General features: G+C 73.2%; 12 protein-coding genes and 1 tRNA gene. 4 read left to right on the forward strand and 9 right to left on the reverse strand.

Annotation, left to right across the window (positions count from 1 at the left end):
* Positions 1–76: 76 nt before the first annotated feature.
* Positions 77–2,872: an FtsX-like permease family protein gene (locus ACFYXU_RS11170; RefSeq protein WP_389457590.1), complete on the forward strand. Its 2,796-nt coding sequence runs from the start codon at positions 77–79 to the stop codon at positions 2,870–2,872.
* The gene (locus tag ACFYXU_RS11175; protein ID WP_389457395.1) at positions 2,869–3,828 is read left to right on the forward strand and encodes an ABC transporter ATP-binding protein; all 960 of its coding nucleotides are present in this window, start codon (positions 2,869–2,871) and stop codon (positions 3,826–3,828) included. The genes ACFYXU_RS11170 and ACFYXU_RS11175 overlap by 4 nt, the downstream gene beginning before the upstream one ends.
* A gap of 138 nt (positions 3,829–3,966) precedes the next feature.
* Here ACFYXU_RS11175 and ACFYXU_RS11180 read toward each other — a convergent pair whose 3' ends face one another.
* The 5 genes from ACFYXU_RS11180 to ACFYXU_RS11200 all read right to left on the reverse strand — a co-directional run bounded on the left by ACFYXU_RS11180 (position 3,967) and on the right by ACFYXU_RS11200 (position 7,766).
* The gene (locus ACFYXU_RS11180; protein ID WP_376508123.1) at positions 3,967–4,371 is read right to left on the reverse strand and encodes a GNAT family N-acetyltransferase; all 405 of its coding nucleotides are present in this window, start codon (positions 4,369–4,371) and stop codon (positions 3,967–3,969) included.
* Positions 4,368–5,027 (reverse strand): hypothetical protein, encoded by a 660-nt coding sequence (locus ACFYXU_RS11185; protein WP_389457398.1) that lies wholly within the window; start codon positions 5,025–5,027, stop codon positions 4,368–4,370. Before ACFYXU_RS11185 ends, ACFYXU_RS11180 begins: the two co-directional genes overlap by 4 nt.
* On the reverse strand, positions 5,024–5,449 hold the full coding sequence (locus ACFYXU_RS11190; protein WP_329855099.1) for a thioesterase family protein: 426 nt from the start codon (positions 5,447–5,449) through the stop codon (positions 5,024–5,026). Before ACFYXU_RS11190 ends, ACFYXU_RS11185 begins: the two co-directional genes overlap by 4 nt.
* Positions 5,450–5,454: 5 nt before the next feature.
* Positions 5,455–7,119, reverse strand: a complete 1,665-nt coding sequence (gene ettA, locus ACFYXU_RS11195) for an energy-dependent translational throttle protein EttA (protein ID WP_329855098.1) — start codon at positions 7,117–7,119, stop codon at positions 5,455–5,457.
* Positions 7,120–7,370: 251 nt separating this feature from the next.
* Positions 7,371–7,766: a hypothetical protein gene (locus tag ACFYXU_RS11200; protein ID WP_376508125.1), complete on the reverse strand. Its 396-nt coding sequence runs from the start codon at positions 7,764–7,766 to the stop codon at positions 7,371–7,373.
* A gap of 615 nt (positions 7,767–8,381) precedes the next feature.
* Between ACFYXU_RS11200 and ACFYXU_RS11205 the strand changes: the two genes are divergently transcribed.
* Complete coding sequence (locus ACFYXU_RS11205) at positions 8,382–8,708, forward strand: deoxyxylulose-5-phosphate synthase (protein WP_389457400.1); 327 nt, start codon at positions 8,382–8,384, stop codon at positions 8,706–8,708.
* Positions 8,709–8,942: 234 nt separating this feature from the next.
* On the opposite strand, the gene ACFYXU_RS11210 is transcribed toward ACFYXU_RS11205, so the two are convergent.
* From ACFYXU_RS11210 to ACFYXU_RS11225, 4 genes are all read right to left on the reverse strand, one after another.
* Positions 8,943–10,394, reverse strand: a complete 1,452-nt coding sequence (locus ACFYXU_RS11210; RefSeq protein ID WP_389457402.1) for an LAETG motif-containing sortase-dependent surface protein — start codon at positions 10,392–10,394, stop codon at positions 8,943–8,945.
* Between the two features lie 225 nt (positions 10,395–10,619).
* Complete coding sequence (locus ACFYXU_RS11215; protein WP_361393525.1) at positions 10,620–11,087, reverse strand: single-stranded DNA-binding protein; 468 nt, start codon at positions 11,085–11,087, stop codon at positions 10,620–10,622.
* Between the two features lie 289 nt (positions 11,088–11,376).
* The gene (locus ACFYXU_RS11220) at positions 11,377–13,203 is read right to left on the reverse strand and encodes a GTPase (protein WP_389457404.1); all 1,827 of its coding nucleotides are present in this window, start codon (positions 13,201–13,203) and stop codon (positions 11,377–11,379) included.
* Between the two features lies 1 nt (position 13,204).
* Positions 13,205–14,833: a dynamin family protein gene (locus ACFYXU_RS11225; RefSeq protein ID WP_389407170.1), complete on the reverse strand. Its 1,629-nt coding sequence runs from the start codon at positions 14,831–14,833 to the stop codon at positions 13,205–13,207.
* A gap of 292 nt (positions 14,834–15,125) precedes the next feature.
* On the opposite strand from ACFYXU_RS11225, the gene ACFYXU_RS11230 reads away from it, so the two are divergent.
* Positions 15,126–15,198: transfer RNA gene (locus tag ACFYXU_RS11230), tRNA-Arg, on the forward strand.
* Positions 15,199–15,370: the final 172 nt, after the last annotated feature.

The raw sequence follows: 15,370 nt of genomic DNA on the forward strand, positions 1-15,370 counted from the left end.
GCCGCCGACCGTCCCCGCCGGCGACAGCCACGACGACGGCACCGACCCGCACGCCGTCGCCAGGAAGGCCCCCGACATGCCCCGGTCCGACAAGCCCGCCCGCGCGGTGGCGCCCTGGGTGCGGACCCGGCTGCGGACCGCGCCCTGGGCCGCCGCCGCGCTCGCCCTGCTCGTCCTGGTCACCGCGTACCTCGCGGCCGCGCTGCCCCGCGCCGTCGACCGCTACGAGACGGAGGGGCTCCAGCACGACATCCGCGCCGCCGCCCCGCGCAACGCCGTCCTCGAACTGACCACCCCGATCCCCGTCGGCGAGCGCGGCCACGGACTGGCCCCCGCGGTCCTCCAGGGCCAGGAGGACCGGGCGCGCGAACTGCTGCCCGAGCCGATCCGCACCGACCCCCGGCAGACCGTGCACGGCGTCCGCACGGTCAAGCGCGTCGAGGGCACCGACGCGTGGCTGCCCCGGCCCGACGGGATCTCCCCCGAGTTCGTGCTCTCCTCCCCGTCCCGCCTCACCGAGCACGCCACCCTCCGCGCCGGCCGACTCGCCGCGGGCAGCGCCGCCGCCCCCGAGGCCGTCGTCACCACGCGGACCGCCGCCTCCCTGCACCTGAAGCCCGGCTCCGTCGTGCACGTGCCGAGCAAGTCCAGCGCGACACCGATCGCCGTGACCGTCACCGGCGTCGTGGAGCCCCGCGGCCTCACGACCCCGTACTGGGCGGTCGAACCGCTCCTCGGCACCCCGGCGCTCGCCCCGCTGGTCGGCGACGAGGTCAAGTACTACTGGCAGGGGGCCCTGCTCCTCTCCCCCTCCTCCGCGGCCGCCGTGCTCTCCACCAGCAGCGAGCTGGAGGTCTTCTTCCGCTTCATGCCGACCGCCGGCCACCTCACCGGCCGGGACACCGACCGGCTCGGCGCCGCCCTCGACTCGGCGGCCGGCGGCCCCGACCTGGTCAAGCTCCGCAAGGCCGTGGGCGGCGGCAACGCCGCCCTCACCACCGAGCTCGACTCGATCACCGACGCGTACCTCTCCATGCGCGGGGCGATCGACCCGGTCGTCGCCGTCGCCGTCTTCGGGATCGGCGCGGTCGCCGCCGTCGTCCTCGCCATGACCGGCGGCCTCTTCGTCGCCCGCCGCGACAGCGAACTCGCCCTGATCCGCTCCCGCGGCGCCTCCCTCACCGGCATCGGCCTGCGGCTGCTCGGCGAGACCTCGGCCGTCACCGTGCCGGCCGCCGCCCTCGCCCTCGGCCTCGCGGTGCTGACCGTCCGCCCGCCCGGCGGCTCCGGCGAGATCCCGCTCACCCCCTCCGTGCTCGCCGTCCTGACCGTCGCCCTGCTCGCGACGCTCGTCCTGCCCGCCCGGGCGGTCGTCGCGCACCGGCGGCCGCGCCTGCACGGCGGCCGCGACGACGTGCTCACCGCGCGCCCCTCCCGGCGCCGCACCGTCGTCGAACTCACCCTGCTGGTCCTCGCCGTGGGCGCGGTCGCCTCGCTGCGGCTGCGCGGCACCGGCGACTCCGGCGACCACCTGGTGAGCGCCGCGCCCGTGCTCGTCGGCCTGATCGCCGCCTCCGTGCTCGTACGGATCTACCCGCTGCCGCTGCGCTGGCTCGGCCGCCCGGCCCGCCGGCTGCGCGGGGTCGTCGGACCGCTGGCCCTGGCCCGCGCCGGACGCTCCTCGTCCTCCGGCACCCTCCCGCTGCTCGCCCTGGTGCTCGCGCTGTCCACGGCCGCCTTCGGCGGTTCCGTCCTCGCGGGCGTCGCCGACGCCCGCGACCGCGCGGCGCTCCTGGCGACCGGCGCCGACGCCCGCGTCGGCGGCTCCGTCGAATGGACCCCGCTGCCCGCCGGACTCACCGAGGAGGTGCGCGGCCTGCGCGGGGTGCGGGACGTGGCCCCGGTGCAGATCGAGTACGGCGTCGCCCTGCCGTCCTCCCAGGGGACGTCCGCCCAGCCGATGAGCGCGCCGATCGTGGGCGTCGACCCCGACTCGTACACCCGGCTCGCGGGGCGGACCGGCTTCGGGCCCTTCTCCGCCGGGCTGCTCGCCTCGACCGGGCGCGGCGGCGAGGACGCCGTGGCCGACACCGGGCGGGTGCTGCCCGCGATCGCCTCCCCGTCGGTCGCCGAACGGCTCGGCGACGCGCCGCAGGAGATCGTCTCGGCGGCCGGGGTGTTCAAGGTGAAGGTCGTCGCGGTCCGCTCGACGACCCCGGCCCTGGACGAGGCGGACTTCCTCCTCGTCAACGGCGCCGACCTCACCCACCGGGCGGACACCTCGCTGCTCGTCACCGGGTCCGTGGACGGCGCCGCGCTGCGCGCCGCCGTGCGGGCGAAGGCGGGCGACGCGGGCCCGGGCTCCCTCGTCGTGGCGTTGCGCTCCGAGGCGCGGGCCACGTACGTGGACTCGCCGCTCCAGTCCGGTGCGGAGCGGATCTACCTGGGCGCGATCGGGGCGGGCGCCGCCCTCGCCGTGGTCGCCGTGCTCCTGTCGCTGCTCCAGAGCGCGCCCGAGCGCACCACCTTCCTCGCGCGGCTGCGGACCATGGGGCTCACCCGGAAGCAGTCGCGGCGCCTCCTCGGCCTGGAGGCGCTGCCGCAGGCGGTCCTCGCGGCGCTCGGCGGCATGCTGGTCGGCTGGGCGACGGTGCCCCTGCTCGCCCCAGGCATCGACCTGGTCCGGCTGGCGCTCGCGGCGGCACCCGGCTTCGCTCCGCTGGACAGCGCCCCGCTGCGGGCCGACCCGTGGTCCCTGCTGCTGCCCGCCCTCGCCGTCGTCGTCCTCACCGGACTCGCGGCGGTCGCACAGGCGTGGTGGGCGGCGCGCAGGGGCTCGATCAAGGAACTCAGGGCAGGAGACGCACGATGACGAAGACCGGCACGGCCCCGACCGACACGACCCTGGAGGAGCTGGAGCGGCGGGCCACGGCGCACCGCGACCGCCCCTCGTACGGTCATGACGCGCTCATCGCCTGCGACCGGCTCGTCCGCATCTTCACCACGGACGGCGTCGAGGTGCAGGCGCTCCAGGGGCTCGACCTCCTCGTGAAGGAGGGCGAGCTGATGGCCCTCGTCGGCGCCTCGGGTTCCGGCAAGTCCACGCTGATGAACATCCTGGCGGGCCTGGACGTGCCGACCGCCGGGGCGGCCCGCGTCGCCGGCTGCGACCTGCTCGGCATGGACGGCAAGGCACGGCTGCGCTACCGCCGCGAGGTCGTCGGCTTCGTCTGGCAGCAGACCGCCCGGAACCTCCTGCCGTACCTGACGGCCGCCCAGAACGTGGCGCTGCCCATGCAGTTGCGGGGCCGCTCCCGGCAGAGGGCGCAGCGGGCCGAGGAGCTGCTCGCCATGCTGGGGATCGCGGAGATCCGGGACCGGCGGCCGCACCAGCTCTCCGGCGGCCAGCAGCAGCGCGTGGCCATCGCGGTCGCCCTGGCCAACCACCCCTCGGTGCTCCTCGCCGACGAGCCGACGGGCGAGCTGGACTCGGCCACCGGCGAGCAGGTCTTCGCGGCCTTCCGCCGCGCCAACGAGGAGCTGGGCACGACGATCGTGATCGTCACCCACGACCAGGCGGTCGCGTCCGAGGTGCGCCGCACGGTCGCCATCCGCGACGGCCGCACCTCCTCGGAGGTCCTGCGCCGCACTCAGGTCGACGCGCAGGGCCAGGAGTCGCTGGTGGCGCGGGAGTACGCGATGCTCGACCGCGCGGGCCGGCTCCAGCTCCCGGCGGAGTACACCCAGGCCCTGGGCATGGAGCACCGGGTGGCGCTGGAGCTGGAGCAGGACCACATCGGGGTCTGGCCGGACGACGCGGAGGGCTGAGCGGGGCGGCTTCGGGGGGGCGTGCGGGGCGGGGGTGAGCGTTCGTCGTGCGCCGGGTCAGCGCCTGTGAGGTCGCCGTTCGTCGTCCGCCGGGGCGCTGCCTGCCAGGCCGACGTCCGTCGGGTCGCCGCTCGCCGGTCAGTCGTCCGCCGGGGCGTCGAGCGCCATGAGCCCGGCGGCCGTGGGGCGGAAGCCGCACCGCTCGTGGAAGGCGGTGAGGTGCGGCTCGTGGTCCACGTGCAGCCAGTGCGCGCCGCGCTCCCGGGCGGCCCCGGCGGCGGCCCGTACGAGGGTGACGCCGAGGCCCCGGCGGCGCTCGTCGGGGTGGACGGTGGTGTCGAGCAGGAAGGCGTGCACCCCGCCGTCCCCGGCGACGTTCACGTACCCGACGAGCCGTCCGGCCCTGCGGGCCGTCACCCGGAGCAGGCTGCGGGCCAGGACGGGGCCGAAGTCGGTGTCCCGGTGCCCGGGCCAGGCGGCGTGGAAGAGCGCGTTGAGCTCCTCCCCGGTGAGGGGCCCGTCGACCTCGACGACGACGGTCACCGGGGGGCGACGCCCAGCGCGATCGGCACCGTGCGCAGCGCGATCGAGCCGTAGGGGGTACGCAGCCGCAGCCACGGCCCGGAGGCGAAGAGCGCCACGGGGGCGTCCCCCGGCGGCAGGAAGCCGAGCGACTGGGCGGCGTGCACGGCGCGCAGCGGCAGCCCGGTGGCGCCGAGGGTCCGGGACCAGATCGCGCGGCCGAGGGCCTCGCGCTCGGTCCGGGTCCGCCGCTCCTCCGGGAGCTCCTCGTCGCGCGCGCGGAACTCGGTCACTGCGGCGGCGACGGCGCCCCGCATCCCGGCGGCGTCGGGAAGGCCCGGCACCGGCTCCCAGCCGCCGCGCGGCGGGAGCACCCCGGCCCACGGGGGGCCGGTCACGGCGTCCGGGACGACCGCCTTGCCCGCGGACTCCTCGATGCCGTCGAGGAGTTCACCGGCGGAGACGGTGACGTCGAGGTCCACGGCGTCGACGAGGCGGGCCGTGCGGATCGCGAGCACCTCGAAGGACGGCGGCCGCCCGAAGACGGCCAGCGCCCCGCCGCCCGCCTGGAGGCGGACGGCGGCGGCCCGGTCGTAGTGCACGAGCCGGGTGAGGAAGGCCGCGAGGGCCGCCGCCTCCCGGGCGTCGGCGAAGTGCAGCGGAGCGAGCACGGTCATGCGGCCGACGACATCCCGTCGTCGACGTACTCCTGGAGGAACTCGCGCTCCTCCTCGGTGATCCGCCGCGGCCGCTGCGCCTCCAGGTCGAAGGGCACGACGACCGTGGACGCCCTGACGTACACGACGTCGGCGTCCTTGACCTCGTAGGCGATCGTCAGCGACGCGGCGCCTATCTTCGTGACCCACGACTCGATGGTCACCGGCTCGTGCCGGTGGACCAGCGGCCGCTTGTAGTCGATCTCGTGCCGGGCCACGACGGACCCGCCGGAGAACGAGGGGGAACCGTCCCCCGGCGCCAGCCGGAACATGAAGTCGATCCGCGCCTCTTCCAGGTACCGCAGGAAGACGACGTTGTTGACGTGCCCGAAGGCGTCCATGTCCGACCAGCGCAGGGGACAGCTGTAGATGTGCCTGGTCACTGACCTCAGCCTCGGGTCAGCTTCTTGTAGGTGGCGCGGTGCGGACGGGCGGCGTCCGGGCCGAGGCGCTCGATCTTGTTCTTCTCGTACGACTCGAAGTTGCCCTCGAACCAGAACCACTTCGACTCGCCCTCGTAGGCGAGGATGTGGGTGGCGACCCGGTCCAGGAACCAGCGGTCGTGGGAGATGACCACGGCCGCGCCGGGGAACTCCAGGAGCGCGTTCTCCAGGGAGGACAGGGTCTCGACGTCGAGGTCGTTGGTCGGCTCGTCGAGGAGCAGCAGGTTGCCGCCCTGCTTGAGGGTGAGCGCGAGGTTCAGGCGGTTGCGCTCACCACCGGAGAGCACACCGGCCGGCTTCTGCTGGTCCGGGCCCTTGAAGCCGAACGCGGAGACGTAGGCGCGGGAGGGCATCTCGACGTGGCCGACGTTGATGTAGTCCAGCTCGTCGGAGACGACGGCCCACAGCGTCTTCTTGGGGTCGATGTTGGCGCGGCTCTGGTCGACGTACGAGATCTTGACGGTGTCGCCGACCTTGACGGAGCCGGAGTCCGGGGTCTCCAGACCCTGGAGCATCTTGAAGAGGGTGGTCTTGCCGGCGCCGTTCGGGCCGATGACGCCGACGATGCCGTTGCGCGGCAGCGTGAACGACAGGTCGTCGATGAGGACCTTGTCGCCGAAGGCCTTCGACAGGTTCTCGACCTCGACGACGATGGAGCCCAGACGCGGGCCCGGCGGGATCTGGATCTCCTCGAAGTCCAGCTTCCGCATCTTGTCGGCCTCGGCCGCCATCTCCTCGTAGCGGGCGAGACGGGCCTTGGACTTGGCCTGACGCCCCTTGGCGTTGGACCGCACCCACTCCAGCTCTTCCCTGAGCCGCTTGGCGCGCTTGGCGTCCTTCTGGCCCTCGACCTTGAGCCGCTCGGACTTCTTGGTCAGGTAGGTGGAGTAGTTGCCCTCGTAGGGGTGGGCGCGACCGCGGTCGAGCTCCAGGATCCACTCGGCCACGTTGTCGAGGAAGTACCGGTCGTGGGTGATGGCCACGACGGTGCCCTTGTACTGCGCGAGGTGCTGCTCCAGCCAGTTCACCGACTCGGCGTCGAGGTGGTTGGTGGGCTCGTCGAGGAGCAGCAGGTCGGGGGCCTCGAGGAGGAGCTTGCAGAGCGCCACGCGGCGCTTCTCGCCACCGGAGAGGTTGTTCACCGGCCAGTCGCCGGGCGGGCAGCCGAGGGCGTCCATGGCCTGCTCCAGCTGGGCGTCGAGGTCCCAGGCGTTGGAGTGGTCCAGGTCGTCCTGGAGCTTGCCCATCTCCGCCATGAGCTCGTCGGTGTAGTTGGTCGCCATCTCCTCGGCGATCGCGTTGAACCGGTCGAGCTTGCCCTTGATCTCGGCGACGCCGTCCTCGACGTTCTCCAGGACGGTCTTGGTCTCGTCGAGCTTGGGCTCCTGCATGAGGATGCCGACGGAGAACCCGGGCGACAGGAACGCGTCACCGTTGGACGGCTGCTCCAGGCCCGCCATGATCTTCAGAACGGTGGACTTACCGGCACCGTTCGGGCCGACCACACCGATCTTCGCGCCCGGCAGGAAGCTCAGCGTCACGTCATCGAGGATGACCTTGTCGCCGTGCGCCTTGCGCGCCTTGCGCATCGTGTAGATGTACTCAGCCAAGAGAAACCGTCCGGCAAAGAGTGAGTGGGCAGATACACCCCATCTTGCCTGACCGCCACCCCCGGGAGCCAACCAGTGGGCGGGGCAGCCCCTGACCTGGGCGTTCCCGGGTCAGCCTCGTAGCCGACCTGTCACTGTTGGTCGCCCCCGGTCGTCCTTGGGCCACTCGCACGGCCCGGAGACGGCCTGAGGCCGGCCGCATTCGCCTCGATGTCGGGGACACACACCCTGGAGGGCAGTGCGCCCATGGCTCACACCGGGGGCTGTTGGAGCGCGCTCCTCGTATCCCGCGCTTGCCGTGATTGATTGACGGCGTCAATGACGCGCTCGGGCGGATTGATCTGCCGAAGGAGCTCTTCGTGCTCGGTATTCAAAATATCGAACAGTCGGGAAACGGATTCCCTGGTCACCTCCAGGGCTTTCGACTCCCTGTCGGGTGCGGCAGAGAAATGTAAATCCAGCAGACTCAACTCCCATTCGCTGATCTCTCGCCGAATCGCCACTTTCTGGGCGCGATAGGTCCACCATCCTTCATGCCACCCCCAGAACAGCTTCAGGGAGGTGGACAGGGAGATGGCCACGCTGACGGTCGCCAGGAGCCAAGTCTTCGTCTGAGTCTCTTGGTAGATGAAGAGCAGGGGGAGCACGACACTGAGGCACACCTCTACGGTCCCGAAGAGGCGGAACCAGATCCCGGAAGTCCGAGCCAGGAAGTGAGATCTGCCGTAATGCGTCGTCAACAACCGGTGCACGACATCCGAGCATTCCTTGAATTCATCAGAGACTGTCTGATGCCAGATATAGACAGGCTCACGCTCTCCGAAAATTCTCACTGCTCCCCCTCGTTTCGGCGGGTGAATGACAGCGCCCTTGCCCGCTGCCTGACCGGCCGACCCCGTGTTCTTGGCCCACCCTCACCTGCTGGCTCGAGCAGCATGAGGAGGCCGGTCCCGGCCGCACCCGGAATTCGACTGCGTCACGACGCCCCCTGAGTCCGGCCGGCACCAACCCGCCCGAGCCTGTCAGCACCACCCGTGCCCGGGAAGGCGCAGACCCAGCGGAAGGAAGCACGCCCACGCACACAGCTACCGGAGGGCGCGTGTGGCCCTGCCGCGCCTTCACCCTCTCTGGGCGTTCCCGGACCGCGTGCGGAGTGGGCCGGTCATGTCCGGGCGCGTTGCGCGGCGGGAGGGCTCTCCGCGGGGTCCGCCGCCCCGGTAATGGCCTGGCGGCCCGGCCGCTCACGCGCCTAGCCTGCCCTCATGAGCCACGGCAGAACCTCCTACGTGTGCCTGCCGTGTCGGGCCTCGTACAAGCAGTTCCACGGTCCCGATCGTGAACGGCGCTGTCCGCGCTGCGCGCGGGTGATGATCCACGCCGGTTCGGCGTTCGCGGCGCCCCGGCGTCGCGACAAGGACGCCTGGCGCGTGCTGTCGGTCCTCCTCGGGGCGGGGATCGGCTTCCACAAGAGCTGCTGCGGAGGTCCCGGCTGGCGGCCCACCACGGTGCGCGAGGTCAGGGCCCGCACCGCGTACGCGCGGCGCACCGGCGAGCCCCTCGCGAAGGCCCTGGAGCGCTACGTCGTCTAGCCGCCGCACCAGGCGACAAGACGGACGAGCCGTCCGTCCCGGATCCGCGCCTCGCGGTTCCTGAGAGACGGGGGCGATCCGGGCGCGGACATGCGACGACCCCGGCCGCTGGTGCGGTCCGGGGTCGTGCGGGGTCATGGGGTGGGGCGCGCGTGGCGCGGATCGCTCCGCGGGGTCAGCGGTTCACTCCATGGGCCCGGGTGCCCGGCGCGAGGCCGGCACCCGGGCGTCGGCTCACTGGCCGGCGGCCTTCTTCTTGCGGAGGAAGAACACCGCGCCGCCACCGACCACGACGAGCGCGGCGGCGATGCCGGCGATCATCGGGGTGGCGTTGGAGCTGCCGGTCTCGGCGAGGTCGCCGCCACCGGTCGTAGTGCCGGTGGTGCCGGTCGAGCCGCCCGTGGTGTCACCGGTGGTGCCACCGGTGGTCGCCGGGGTGGAAGGCGTGGTCGAGGGGGTGGTGGAGGGGGTCTCCGACGGCTTCGGGCCGGGAGGGGCCGTCTTGCAGTCCAGGACGCCCTCGAAGGTCTCCTCGAAGCCGTTCGGGCCGGTGATGGTGAACTTGTACGCCTCGTCCTCGGCGACCGGGACCGTGATGGTCTTGGTCTCACCGGCGGCGACCGTGTACGAGGTGCCCTTCAGGTCGAAGGTCCAGGGCTCGTCACCGGCGTTGGAGGCGATGACCTCCAGGCCGCCCTTGGCGCAGTCCTTGGCGACCGTGACGGCCGGGACGGCACCCTTCTTCGCCCAGGAGGCGGAGGCCTTGGCCGTGACGGTGGAGTCGCTGGAGCCGGCCAGGATCAGGGTCTGCGACGGGCCGTCGACGGAGACGAAGGCGCGGCCGAGCGAGACCTTGGTGGTGGCCTCGGCGGTCAGCTCGGCGGTGCCGTCGGGGGTGCCGGCGGGGACGTCGAAGAAGACCTGGTCGCCGTTCTTGGCGTCGGAGACGGGCTTGCCGTCCTTGTCGACGATCTTCACGCCGGCGGGGGCGCCGGCGGCGGGCTGGAGCTTGGCCTTCTCCGCGTTGGTGGTGACGGTGATCGGGCCGAGCTTGTCACCGGCCTTGCCCGCCACGTTGGCCAGCGAGAGGTCGAGGGAGGGCTTGGGCTCCTCGAGCTTCACGGCCTCCTTGAGGAGGTAGTCCGTCAGCTTCGCCGCGTCGGAGCTCTTCGGCTTCGCCTTGACGTCGTCCGAGAGGGTCCAGATCGCGGCCTGGGTGCCGGCGGCGGCCTCCTGCTTGGAGAGGTCCACACCGAGCTTCGCGCCGAGGGACTCGGCCGAGTTCTTCGGGTACGCGTTCTGCAGGATCCAGAGGATCTTGCCAGCGTCGTCGTTGTTGTGCAGGGAGGACTCGGCCCAGCCGACTTCCTTGTAGGTGTAGTCGCGCTTCGCCCCCGTGCGGAGGTCGATGCAGTAGGTCTGCAGCGTGCCGCCGCCGTCGACCTGCATCGTGAAGAGGCCGCCGGAGACCGACCAGCTCTCGCCGTCCTTCTCGCCGTCCTTCTCCGTGATGACGACGCTGTCGGCCTCGGTGAGGCCGCCGAGCTTCGCCGTGACACCGCCACCGCCGGCGCCGTCATCGGCCAGCGCCGGACCGGCGGTGGCTATCGCACCGGCGGCGACCAGGCCGGAGACCAGGATCGTGGCGGCCGCACGGGCAACGCCACGCCCACGAACAGAAAACATTGGATTCCCCTCCGGGCGCGCCGCTCCGCGAACATCGTCGTTTCGCGTGGGGGGAGCGCACGCCAGCAGAACTCACAGACTCGATGGGCTCACGTGCCACATGAGTATCCGGGAATCCTAGGGACGCGAAACCCCCCGGTGCCCTGCCTTCCGGTCAGATAACCATTCCGACTCGGAATCGTTATCGCGTAGGCCAGTTGGTCGACAAATCACCACAACGCAAGGTCAGGGCACGGTTACCAGTTGGGGTGTCACGGCCTCTCCCTCCTCCGCCGCGACCGCCCAGGGGTCCTCCTCGGGCTGCCGCAGAGGATCCGGCCGAGGTGGGGACTCCACCCGCGCCGCGCGCCGGAACGCCGCCGTCCCCCGGCTCAGGTCGTGTCCCGCGGCCACCGCGTCCACGTCGACGAAGGTCCTGCGCTGCCCGTCGCGCTCCTCCTCACGGACCCTCAGCCGACCCTGCACCACCAGCGGTTCCCCGACGGAGACCGAGGCGGCGAGGTTGGCCCCGAGCGAGCGCCAGGCCGACACCGTGTAGAAGCTGGTGTTCCCGTCGGACCAGAGCCCGCTCTCCCGGTCTCGGCGGCGCGCCGTCACCGCGAACCGGAAGCGGGCCACCCCGCCGGACGCGGTGTCCCGGTACTCCACCGCCGTCGCCACGTTGCCGACGAGCGTCACGGTCGTGTCGTTCATGCTTCCGCCCCCTGTGTCCCGGCGCCCCGCGGTGGGGCCGCCCCGTGGGAACCATGCTCCGCTGGTCGGCCGAACCCCGCTCGGGCCTGTGGACAGCTCCGTACCGGTGGACAACTCCCCCACCCACACAGGTGAAACCACCCCGTACCGGGACGCCTCGAAGGTCCCAGCCACCCGCCCAGTCGGCTGTTCTGTTCCGCCCTGCTCTCCCGCCAGCCGCCCCGTCGACTGCCCTGCCCTCCCGCCGGACGGCCAGCCGCCCCGCCGCCCCGTCGCGCCCGCCCTCCCGCTACCTCCCCCGCGCTCCCGCCCTCGTCGCGCCGAGGCGTGCCGAATCGGAGCGGTGACCGCCGCCCACGACCCGGGCCGCCGCCGAGGGCCGCGCGCCCACCACCGTCGCGTACTGCTCGCGCACCTCCCGGTAGCGCATCAGCTCCGCCGCCACCGGGTCGAGGACCCGGGCCCTGCCGCAGGCCGCGGTCGCCTCCCGCAGGCGGCGTTCGGCCTCCTGTCCGTACCGGCGCGCCGGGCCCTTCACGGCGCCCTCGCAGGCCCATTCGACGAGCGGGCCGCCGATGATGCCGCCCAGCATGACGAGGACCGGAGGCAACAGGCCCGGCTGCACGACGCCGACGATCTGCGCCACCAGCCACAGCGCGCCGAAGATCTGCAGGAGCGTCATCACCGCCTGGGCCAGGACGGCGGCGGGCCACCACGCGGGGCGGGGCGGCCGGGCCGCCGGGTCGCCCAGGGAGACCGTCAGCTCGTCCAGGGCCTCCGGCAGGCCCTCCGCACCGCGCGCCGCCGCCTCGCGCACCGCCTGCGCCCAGGGCACCGGGAGCCCCCGCGAGGCCTCGTCGGCGACGATCCGCACCGCCTGCTCGACGCGCTGGCGCGCCGTCAGCTCGTCCTCGACGGGGGGTTCGAGGCGGGGGTCGGTGACGCCGTGCGCGCGGGTCCGCTCGTACCAGCGGTAGAGCCGCAGCCAGGGCGTACCGCAGGCGCGGATGGCGCCCCGGCGCCAGACCCGTTCGGCGGCCTCCCCCGCGGCGTGGGCGCCCACGGCGACGGCGAGGCGGTCCGTGAAGGCGTCCCGGGCGCGCTCGTCGAGGCCGGTCCGGCCTTCGGCGACGTACGCCTGCCGGAGCCGGCCCGCGGCGGCGTCGACGTCGGCGGCGAGGCGGCGTTCGGGAGCGGTGCGTTCCTGGACGAACCGGGCGATGAGTTCGCGCAGTTCGGGGATGCCGTCGCCGGTCAGGGCGGAGACGGCGAGGACGGTCGCGCCGGGCTCGCCGTGCTCGCCGAGGGCGACGCCGTCCTCGTCGAGGAGGCGGCGCAGGTCGTCGAGGACGAGGTCGGCGGCCTCGGTGCCGAGCCGGTCGATCTGGTTGAGGACGACGAAGGTGACCTCGGCGTGTCCGGCGAGGGGCCGCAGGTAGCGCTCGTGGAGGGCGGCGTCCGCGTACTTCTCGGGGTCGACGACCCAGATCACGGCGTCGACGAGGCCGAGGACCCGGTCGACCTGGTCGCGGTGGGCGGTGACCGCCGAGTCGTGGTCGGGCAGGTCGACGAGGACGAGGCCCTGGAGTCCGGTGTCGGCGGCGCCGCCCGCGAGGGGGCGGCGGCGGAGCCTGCTGGGCACCGCGAGCCGGTCGAGCAGCCCGGCGGCGCCCTCGGACCAGCTGAGCGCGATGGGCGCGGAGGTGGTGGGGCGGCGCAGTCCGGTCTCGGAGACGGGGACGCCGGCGAGGGCGTTGAAGAGGGTGGACTTGCCGCTTCCGGTGGCTCCGGCGAGGGCGATCACGGTGTGCCGGGAGGAGAGCCGCTGCCGGGCGGCGGCCTCGTCGAGGACGCGTCCGGCCTCGGCGAGGGCCTCGCTCTCGACGCGGGTGCGGGAGAGCCCGACGAGCTCGTGGAGGGCGTCGAGGCGGCTGCGGAGGGCCCTGCCGTAGGTGCCGCCGAAGGACGGCAGCACGTCCTCCTCCGGTGTCTCCGGGGCTTCGGGGGCCGGCTCGGCCGTCCCGTCCGCGCCGGGGGCGGCCCGGTCGCCCGCCCGCCGTGCGATCAGGCCGTCGTCCCAGCTCTCGCGGGCGTGCTCCCGCTCGTCGTCCAGCACGTCACTTCTCCTTCTGCAGTACGGAGAGCGCGGCGATCAGCTCCGCCTGCGGCTCGGGGGTCACGTCGAGCGCGTCGAGGGGGGCGAGACGCCGGTCGCGCTCGGCGTGCAGGACCCGGTCGACGTACGAGAGGACGAGGTCGCCGCCCTTGTCGCGCAGCCGCAGGGCGGTCTGGGCGCCGAGGAGTTCGGCGAGGCGTTCGCCCGCGGCGCGGGCGCGCCGGCCGCCGAGGAGGGAGGCGGCGAGGAGCGCGGCGACGGTGTCGGGTTCGGGGACGGCGGCGCGGGCCGCGCGCGCGCCCGGGGGCCGCTCGACGTCGCGCACCTCCTCCTCGGCCAGCTCCTCCAGCACGCGGCGCCAGCGGCGCACCTCGACGCCGATCCGTTCCACCGCCTCGCGGTCGCCGCCGGTCCGGGGTGGGCCGACGGCCTCGGAGGCGGGTTCGCGGCGCCAGGCGTCCCGGACGCGCTCCTCTGCGGCGGAGACCGCGCAGTGGAGGAGGGCGGCGAGAGACTCGGCGAGGGCGTCGAGGAGCTCGTCCGCGGTGCTGTCGCGGGGGTAGCCGCGCCAGCGGGTGCGGGCGTCGCCGGCGAGGACGGCGCCCCGGCCGAGCTCCTTGCGGACGCGCTTGCCCTGCTCCTCGTAGGCGGACCGTACGGCGCCGCCGAGGCGGACGGCGGTGGCGTACTGCGCGGCGACGGCGGCGGCGAGTTCGGGCAGTCGGGCGTCGAGCGAGTCGATGACCCCGGAGGCGGTCCGGTCGGCGGCCTGCTGGCGGGCGGCCGGGTCCTGGGCGCGGTGGGCGAGCCAGCCGCGGAGGGCGGCGACGGCGGTGTCGGGCAGGAGTCCGCTGGCGCCGTCGGCGGACTCGGGCAGTTCGGGGATGGTGAAGCGCGGGACGTCGCAGAGGCCGGCCTTGTCGAGGAGGGCCTCGTACTGGCGGGAGACCTCGCCGATGACCTGGTGCGGGACCCGGTCGAGGACGATGACGAGGGTGGCGTCGTACTCCTTGGCGGTACGGAGCAGGTGCCAGGGGACGGCGTCGGCGTACCGGGACGCGGTGGTGACCATCACCCAGATGTCGGCGGCGCAGATCAACTCGGCCGCGAGGAGCCTGTTCTCGACGACGAGGGAGTCGATGTCGGGCGCGTCGAGCAGGGCGAGCCCGCGGGGCAGTGAAGCGGCCGTCTCGACGCGCAGGGCGTTCTCCTCGGGGGCGGGCTCCTCGACGAGGTGGTCCTCGTCCGCCTGCGGCAGCCAGACGCGGGTGAGCTGCGGGAGGACCCGCATGCCGGCGAACCAGTGGTGGTCCTCGGGGTGGCAGACCAGCACGGGGGTGCGGGTCGTGGGTCTGAGCACGCCGGACTCGCTGACGCGGCGCCCGACAAGGGAGTTCACGAGGGTGGACTTCCCGGCCCCGGTGGAGCCGCCGACGACGGCGAGGAGCGGGGCGTCGGGATCCTTCAGTCGCGGCACCAGATAGTCGTCGAGCTGGGCGAGCAGCTCGGCCCGGGTCTGGCGGGCGCGGGGCGTGTCGGGAAGGGGCAGGGGGAGACGCACGGCGGCGACACGGTCGCGCAGGGCGGAGAGTGCGTCGATCAGCTGAGGCCGTTCGTCCAAGGTCACCACATGCGAAGAATGCCCAATTTATGAGTGTTTTTGAAGCCTATTGCTACCCTGCGCGCCGAAGAGAAGGGTGGTGGCCGGACGGTCGGGCATAACGAGTGCACAACACCCGCCCCGAGCAGTGCGAAAAGCGCTGCGCGAATCGCACCTGCCTGCGATTATCGGTTCGCTTCACCGAACCTCCACATCGTGCCACGCAGGTGAAGCAACCAGGCCAAGGCGATCGGAGCCCTATCCTTGTCCCGGCTGGCACACCCCACCCACCAGGGGCTCAAGGCCACACAGCCACCACCCGGCCCCCGTAGCTCAGTGGATAGAGCAGGTGCCTTCTAAGCACTTGGCCGCAGGTTCGAGTCCTGCCGGGGGCGCACAGGCGAAGACCCTCCTTCGGGAGGGTCTTTTTGCTGGTCAGGGGTTTTCTCGGCCGGTACGGCGGGGGCGGGAAGGGTACGTCCGTGGCCGGATCCGTCCCGCCGGCTCCGGCCACGGGCGCAGTCCGGCGGCCGGTCGGCTCGGCGGTGGCCCGAGGGCTCGGAGTGG

It is taken from the genome of Streptomyces sp. NPDC002232 (assembly GCF_042890295.1).
Classification (GTDB): domain Bacteria; phylum Actinomycetota; class Actinomycetes; order Streptomycetales; family Streptomycetaceae; genus Streptomyces.

Coding starts and splice junctions, on each gene's coding strand:
- ACFYXU_RS11170 (WP_389457590.1), top strand. CDS start 77: ATGCCCCGGTCCGACAAGCCCGCCCGCGCGGTGGCGCCCTGGGTGCGG.
- ACFYXU_RS11210 (WP_389457402.1), bottom strand. CDS start 10,394: ATGTTTTCTGTTCGTGGGCGTGGCGTTGCCCGTGCGGCCGCCACGATC.
- ACFYXU_RS11185 (WP_389457398.1), bottom strand. CDS start 5,027: ATGACCGTGCTCGCTCCGCTGCACTTCGCCGACGCCCGGGAGGCGGCG.
- ACFYXU_RS11215 (WP_361393525.1), bottom strand. CDS start 11,087: ATGAACGACACGACCGTGACGCTCGTCGGCAACGTGGCGACGGCGGTG.
- ACFYXU_RS11205 (WP_389457400.1), top strand. CDS start 8,382: ATGAGCCACGGCAGAACCTCCTACGTGTGCCTGCCGTGTCGGGCCTCG.
- ACFYXU_RS11175 (WP_389457395.1), top strand. CDS start 2,869: ATGACGAAGACCGGCACGGCCCCGACCGACACGACCCTGGAGGAGCTG.